The organism is Erwinia typographi (assembly GCF_000773975.1).
Taxonomy (GTDB): Bacteria; Pseudomonadota; Gammaproteobacteria; order Enterobacterales; family Enterobacteriaceae; genus Erwinia; species Erwinia typographi.
Map to the genome: position 1 here is coordinate 1 of NZ_JRUQ01000119.1, position 751 is coordinate 751.

Below are 751 nucleotides of genomic sequence, written 5' to 3' on the forward strand. Positions count from 1 at the left end.
CGCTCAGAGGTGTACAGACTGATGAACGACTCCGGGTAGATCAAGCGTGTCCCCAGCCAGAACAGCGTCAAAAAACAGATGGTTTTCGCCAGCCTACGGGCAAGTGTTATAGCCATTGTTGACCACCTCGATCATGCCATATGCTTTTAAATCTTTCATGCAGGGCACGTCGATTTGCGTGGTCGCCATTAACGCATTGCGCAGTGTGCGAAACTCGGCATTGCTTACAAGGGTTATGCAGCCGTCAGACAGGACGCCCGGATGCAACCGGAAGTGTTCACGCTTAACACCTTCTATCCAGAGTGTGTCATCGATGTTCCAGTCGTTAGGGTACAGCGCAAACCATTCATCACGGCTAAACTCCGCGCCACTGGCGTGTTGATTATACGTGTCTTTTACCCAGGCAATAGCCTTTGATATTTTACCGCCACTACCACGACTCACTATCCAGTAGTTCCCTTCAGGAATGGGGCCGTCCCCCGCTTTTTTCCCTGAATATTTTCCACACCCCCCCCCGGTTCTTATAAGCCCCATTACCGGTGAACGCCATAAACGTGCCTACTCCGGGAAAGGAAAGTGGCGCGATATCAGCACCGTTCAGTAACATTTTCCCATTTAACGCCATACATTAATCCATCATGATATTGTGGGATTAGTTTACAGGGCATGTAGCGATTTTTTAACAAACAAAACGTAATTGATTATTAAGGCGTATTGGCATAGGTAAGCCCGTTCACGTATAGGAAATTCA

General features: G+C 48.3%; 1 pseudogene. It reads right to left on the bottom strand.

Annotation, left to right across the window (positions count from 1 at the left end):
- Positions 1 to 93 precede the first annotated feature (93 nt).
- Positions 94 to 625 (bottom strand): annotated as a pseudogene (locus NG99_RS27055) (DUF2778 domain-containing protein).
- Positions 626 to 751: the final 126 nt, after the last annotated feature.